This is a genomic window from Paenibacillus ehimensis NBRC 15659, from assembly GCF_004000785.1.
Taxonomy (GTDB): domain Bacteria; phylum Bacillota; class Bacilli; order Paenibacillales; family NBRC-103111; genus Paenibacillus_G; species Paenibacillus_G ehimensis.
Genome location: NZ_BILX01000151.1, coordinates 1 through 5,228, shown reverse-complemented (window position 1 = coordinate 5,228; position 5,228 = coordinate 1). Strand labels below are relative to the sequence as shown.

Genomic DNA, 5,228 nt, shown 5'->3' with positions numbered 1-5,228 from the left:
CTCAGACTGCCATTTGGCAGTCTGTTTTGCGTTTCGCGTGATCTTGACGTCCTTTTGCGAATAAAAAAACTATTTGATATACTATAGGGGGGTATAGTATATTTAGCTCACAAGAACTTTAAACCAGGGAGCTGTCATCTATGAACACGCAAGTTGTCCAAACTTCCAAGGTCAAGGAATTATCCAGACCGCTCGTCATGTTTACCTTTTTGCTTGGGATTTTTATGGGGGCTCTCGATCACGGCATTGTCGGCCCGGCGCTAAGCTCGATTTTATCCGCTTATCAGTTGTCTTCGTCCTGGGGCGTCTGGAGCTTTACGATGTATACGCTGTTTTTCGCGGTCAGCATCCCGGTGCTCGGCAAATTGTCGGACCGGTCATTGGCGGTGGCATCGTGGCTTATCTCCCGTGGCAATGGATATTCCTGATCAATATCCCGATTTCGCTCGTGATTCTCGTGATGATCGCCCGGTTCCGCACTCAGCACGAAGTGGTCAAGAAGCCGGTCGATATCGCCGGAATCGTCATCTTGACGCTGTTGATCGTATCGGTCATGCTGGGCATTACCCAGAAAAGCGGTTGGTATATCGTCGCTGCGCTCGCTCTGCTTCCCGTCTTTATCGTCATCGAGCGCAAGCACCAAGATCCTGTCTTGAACGTAAAGTATTTTACCGGAAGCAAGACCTTAGCTTTGCTGATCTCTTCGCTGCTGTCCGGCTTCGTGATGGCGACCGCGATGAATTTGATGCCGCTCTATGCGGAAACGCTGCTTGGGCTGACGAAAGGACTATCGGGATTAACGGTGGCGCCGATGGCGGCAGCCTCGGTTATCGCTTCGCTTGCCGCAGGCTTCCTGACCGATAAAATGGGCGCGAAAAAAGTACTTCTGCTCGGCTTTGTCATCACTGCCTTAGGCGCTCTTTCGTTGGCTTTGATGCCTGCTGTCCTGATCGTTTACCTCGTTACGCTGGCCCTCATGGGCTTCGGGATCGGAATTATTATCGGAGCTCCCTTGAACGTGCTGATGATTCAAGCCGTCGAGCCGAAAGAGACAGGCGCGGCGGTGGGATACTTAAGCTTGTTCCGTTCGCTCGGATCGACGCTGGGGCCGACGGTAGCCGGTCAATTTCTGTCGGCGGCGGCTCAAGGCTTTACCGGATTGTATATGGTCAGTGCCGCCGCTTCTGTTCTAAGCGGGCTCCTGCTGCTGGGTGCTGCATCCTTACGGCGGTAAAGCGTGAAAGTTAAAGAAATACAATTTTACAAAAATAATGGTTGACAGGCTCGCGGAATGCATGATAAGATTTCACCAACTTGATGAACACCAAAAGCGAAGGGAGGTTAGGAACATGAGAACGCATATCGCATTCGAACAACCGTTACATACCGAGCAAGGTTCCGCTCATGATTCCTTTCATAACCAACGCTTTTTACGTAGCTTTCGCGTACCTGTACGATGTTTGGCGCTTTTAGACGCATCGTAATTGGAATTCGGTAAGTGAGGCTGCGAATCGTCGTAGCCTTTTTCTTTTGCCTTGTGGCGGGAAAAAGGGACGAAGCGCAGCTTTTTTGTTTGTAAAATTCACGTGGAAGGAGAGAGTAGCGATGACGAATCATGATAAGATTGTCCATGTTCATGAGGCCCAATTTGAATTACAAACAAAATCCAGTAGTCTTGGTCTGCTCCGAACCCCTCCTTCCCCGAAGGTCGGGCGGTTCTGACATACGCTTCGGCGTATGTGAAATACGGAGATACAAGGCTGCCGGATCACGGCGGCTTTTCTTATGCCTTGGCACGAATCCGGGCGGAAGAAAAGCGCGTGAGCTCGCAGTCTTTTTCATTTTTATTGCGGCGCATTCGGCAAGCGGTTAAGCCACACGACTTTCACTCGTGCACTCGGCGGGTTCGAATCCCCCATGCGTCACCATTTCATCATGGATAGGATGTTGTCATAGAGGTTGCTGCTATATTCGGCGACTGGCAGACCTGCGGGCCGCCCCCGCACCTATCCGTCCAACCTTAGGGGAATCGCCAAGCGGTAAGGCAGCGGCCTTTGAAGCCGCGAGCGGTGGTTCGATTCCATCTTCCCCTATACTCATATGGAGCTGTGGAGAAGCGGGAGTTCTCGCCGGTTCGTCAGACCGGAGGCCGCGGGTTCAAGTCCCGCCGGCTCCAGCCAAATACATAACGAAAGGATGCCGTGTACGTTGTACAGGTGACAACCATGAAGCGAACAAATCTTTTTTCCATGCAAGATGACCTCACATTTCATAATGTGACAGAACGCCGCCTCTCCCTCGACGATGTAATCGAGCGGATGCTGCGGTTCATCTCTCAAGATCCGGCATCGCTGTATCAATTGATGATCGGTACCGACAGCCAGGTTCACCGCGGTCACACCAAATTTGTGACCGGCCTTATTATCCGCCGTCCGGGCAAAGGCGCTTGGGCCTGCTACCGGCAGGTAGTGCTTCCCCGGGAGCTGACCTCCGTCAAAGAGAAGCTGACGATCGAAACGTCGCTCTCGCAAGAGGTAGCCTGTTATTTCGAGGGGGACGCGGTGAACCGGATGGAGGAGCTGCTGCTGCCCTATGTGTATCAAGGCGCTTCGCTCGAAGCGTTCATCGATATCGATGCGGGCACGGATACGATCGTAAACAAGACGTCGCTGTACGTTCAGGAGATGGTGGACCGGGTCGAAGCGATGGGAAGATACGCCGCTCGGGTAAAGCCTGACTCGTACGCCGCCTCCGCCTATGCCAACCGGCATACGAAACGACCGGCCAGCTTGGTTATGTGAACTTTTTAAATAAGGAAGAGATCGACATGTTAAATGAAAAAACGGAAATTCGCTTAAGCAAATTTATGACCAAATTGTTAAGGCACGATCCTAAAGCGTTCGGGCTCGTCCTGGACCCGACGGACGGATCGTGCGAGCTGAAAGACATGATGCGGGCCATCCGGTCGCAGCCCCGATGGGCGTCGATCACGCTTCAGGATGTGGAGCGGGTCGTGCGCAATTCCGATAAGCAGCGCTTCGAAATCGCGAATGGCCGCATCCGCGCCCGATACGGGCACAGCTTCGAGAAGATTCGCTATGAGCCCGGCGAGCCGCCCGAGACGCTGTATCATGGCACGAACCGTCATGCCGCGCCGGCTATTTTGCAAGAAGGCATCCGCCCGATGGGCCGCCAGTACGTGCATTTGTCCGAAGGCCTGCAGTTCGCCACGCTGGCGGGCAGCCGCAGAGGGGAGCTTGTCATCCTCCGTGTGGACACGGTCAAAGCCCGCAGTATGGGCGTAACGTTTTATTTTGCGGGCAATGAAGTGTGGCTGGCCGACGAAGTGCCGGCATCCTGCTGCGCAGTAGACGAAGGGAAAGGAGCGAATAAACGATGAAGAAGCCGTCGCTGATCGATATCGGCGTCAACCTGATGCACCGCTCGTTTCATTCGGACCGCGACCAGGTCGTCGCCCGGGCGGAAGCGGAGGGCGTTTCCCCGCTCATTTTGACGGGGACGCACATGCGAAACAGTGAGGAAGCGGCGCGGTATGCGGCCCGGTTCCCGGGCAAGCTTTACTCCACCGCAGGGATTCATCCGCACGACGCCCGCAGCTGCGGCCCGGACACGCTGGCACAGCTGCGCAAGCTGGCCGCACTGCCTTCCGTCGTAGCGATCGGCGAATGCGGCTTGGATTACAACCGCGATTTCTCGCCGCGCGACGTGCAGAGGAAGTGGTTCGAAGCGCAGGTCATGCTGGCTTGCGAGCTGCGGATGCCGTTATTCCTGCACGAGCGGGAGGCGTATGCGGATTTCGTCCGCATCATGAAGACGCATCTGCACCGGATCGACCGGGCGGTCGTCCACTGCTTCACCGGCAGCGCAAGCGAGCTGAAGACGTATCTCGATATGGGACTGTATATCGGGGTTACGGGCTGGATCTGCGACGAGCGGCGGGGCAAGCATCTGCGGGAGCTGGTGCGCCGCATCCCGCTCGACCGGCTGATGATCGAGACGGACGCGCCGTTCCTGACGCCGCGGGATTTGCCCGTCAAGCCGGCGGACGGACGCAACGAGCCGGCTTTTCTGCCGCACATCTTGCAGGCCGTCTCCGTATGTATGGGCAAAAGCGCGGAGGAAGTGGCCGAAGCGACGACGCAAACGGCCAGACATGTTTTCGGGTTATAGTTAGTATGGAAAAAGGCCGCGGGATTTCCGTCGGCCTCAGCGTGTTGAGAAAGCGGTCAAATGGGATTATAGAGGTTACGAAGGGGTGGGGGGTATCCACTTCCGACCGCACTTGTCATCGGGAAATTTTTATTGAAGCCGCTTATCAGCGGACATTTCCCGAAGACAAAGGCGGCCGCCATCGCTTCTCCAGTGGATACCCCACCTCCGTATGCTTCTCTATTTCAGTCCATAACCTCTTTCTCAATACTCCCGCCGCCGATGTCCGTCGGCCTTTTTCATCTTTGGGTCCAGGTCGTTCATTCCGACTGCGCTGAGGTTGAGGCGATCCTTGCCTTCATTTTTGCGATGACGTCCTTCGGCTGCGCCTGGCCTTCCGGAAGCTGGAGCAGCGAGGCCAGCCCTTGGGACAAAAATACGGACTCGGCTTTGCCGTCAAGCACGAGGAGCATGCCCTGTCCTTCGAATTCCACATAGCGGATCTGCTCGTCGCTCGCCGCAAGCCCGCGAGCGCTATGGTACAGCTTCAGCAAATCTTTGCTCCGGTTTTTCCCGCCCATCTTCACCGGTTCTTTGTCGTTGGCGATCAGAATCCCTTCCGGTGCGCCATGATTCATGACGAACCACAGGCGTTCGTTCGTCGGCTGGAGCAGCTTCTTGAAGGAGTCGTCCGAATACGCTTGAATTTGTTCGGCTGTGGCCGTGGCGTCGATCGCGATGCTGAATTCGGATAATTGCGCGGAGGAGAGGGAATCGCCTGCCAAGCTTTTTTCCTTCTGCTGCTGCTCGATTTGAATAAAGTCCTGCAAACCGGTTTGCTCAGGAGAGTTGAAAGCCGCGTATCCGGCCATGGCGAATAAAAGACCTCCCGTCATCATCGCTATCGTCAACGTGAAAAGCTTCCGTTTTCCCATGATTCCGCCCCTTTCTTATCAATCGTGCCGTAAAACCCCTTGCTTTAACTACGGGGATATAAGACACTTTGCTCTGCAACCCCTTGAAGGGGGGGCTAAGAGCAAACAAAATAGCGTTTTTTT

At 54.9% G+C, this 5,228-nt stretch carries 6 protein-coding genes and 3 tRNA genes; 8 read left to right on the top strand and 1 reads right to left on the bottom strand.

What is annotated here, in order from left to right; all coding sequences use genetic code 11:
* Window positions 1-140: 140 nt before the first annotated feature.
* From PEH01S_RS34960 to PEH01S_RS33840, 8 genes are all read left to right on the top strand, one after another.
* Window positions 141-428 (top strand): MFS transporter, encoded by a 288-nt coding sequence (locus PEH01S_RS34960; RefSeq protein ID WP_164828142.1) that lies wholly within the window; start codon window positions 141-143, stop codon window positions 426-428.
* A complete protein-coding gene (locus tag PEH01S_RS33870) occupies window positions 395-1,234 on the top strand; it encodes an MFS transporter (protein WP_164828141.1) in 840 nt (279 codons plus the stop codon). The genes PEH01S_RS34960 and PEH01S_RS33870 overlap by 34 nt, the downstream gene beginning before the upstream one ends.
* A gap of 617 nt (window positions 1,235-1,851) precedes the next feature.
* Window positions 1,852-1,928 (top strand) — tRNA-Glu (locus PEH01S_RS33865).
* A 94-nt stretch (window positions 1,929-2,022) separates the two neighbouring features.
* Window positions 2,023-2,093: transfer RNA gene (locus tag PEH01S_RS33860), tRNA-Gln, on the top strand.
* A 9-nt stretch (window positions 2,094-2,102) separates the two neighbouring features.
* Window positions 2,103-2,176, top strand: a tRNA-Asp gene (locus tag PEH01S_RS33855).
* A gap of 49 nt (window positions 2,177-2,225) precedes the next feature.
* The gene (locus tag PEH01S_RS33850; protein WP_025848034.1) at window positions 2,226-2,801 is read left to right on the top strand and encodes a ribonuclease H-like YkuK family protein; all 576 of its coding nucleotides are present in this window, start codon (window positions 2,226-2,228) and stop codon (window positions 2,799-2,801) included.
* Window positions 2,802-2,827: 26 nt separating this feature from the next.
* Window positions 2,828-3,400 (top strand): RNA 2'-phosphotransferase, encoded by a 573-nt coding sequence (locus PEH01S_RS33845; protein WP_025848035.1) that lies wholly within the window; start codon window positions 2,828-2,830, stop codon window positions 3,398-3,400.
* The gene (locus PEH01S_RS33840) at window positions 3,397-4,191 is read left to right on the top strand and encodes a TatD family hydrolase (protein ID WP_127490419.1); all 795 of its coding nucleotides are present in this window, start codon (window positions 3,397-3,399) and stop codon (window positions 4,189-4,191) included. Before PEH01S_RS33845 ends, PEH01S_RS33840 begins: the two co-directional genes overlap by 4 nt.
* 299 nt (window positions 4,192-4,490) lie before the next feature.
* On the opposite strand, the gene PEH01S_RS33835 is transcribed toward PEH01S_RS33840, so the two are convergent.
* Complete coding sequence (locus PEH01S_RS33835) at window positions 4,491-5,105, bottom strand: hypothetical protein (RefSeq protein WP_127490418.1); 615 nt, start codon at window positions 5,103-5,105, stop codon at window positions 4,491-4,493.
* Between the last annotated feature and the right edge of the window lie 123 nt (window positions 5,106-5,228).

What these genes read in the sequence shown, in the direction of transcription:
- PEH01S_RS34960 (WP_164828142.1), top strand. Translation starts at nt 141, where the DNA reads ATGAACACGCAAGTTGTCCAAACTTCCAAGGTCAAGGAATTATCCAGA.
- PEH01S_RS33850 (WP_025848034.1), top strand. Translation starts at nt 2,226, where the DNA reads ATGAAGCGAACAAATCTTTTTTCCATGCAAGATGACCTCACATTTCAT.
- PEH01S_RS33845 (WP_025848035.1), top strand. Translation starts at nt 2,828, where the DNA reads ATGTTAAATGAAAAAACGGAAATTCGCTTAAGCAAATTTATGACCAAA.
- PEH01S_RS33840 (WP_127490419.1), top strand. Translation starts at nt 3,397, where the DNA reads ATGAAGAAGCCGTCGCTGATCGATATCGGCGTCAACCTGATGCACCGC.
- PEH01S_RS33835 (WP_127490418.1), bottom strand. Translation starts at nt 5,105, where the DNA reads ATGGGAAAACGGAAGCTTTTCACGTTGACGATAGCGATGATGACGGGA.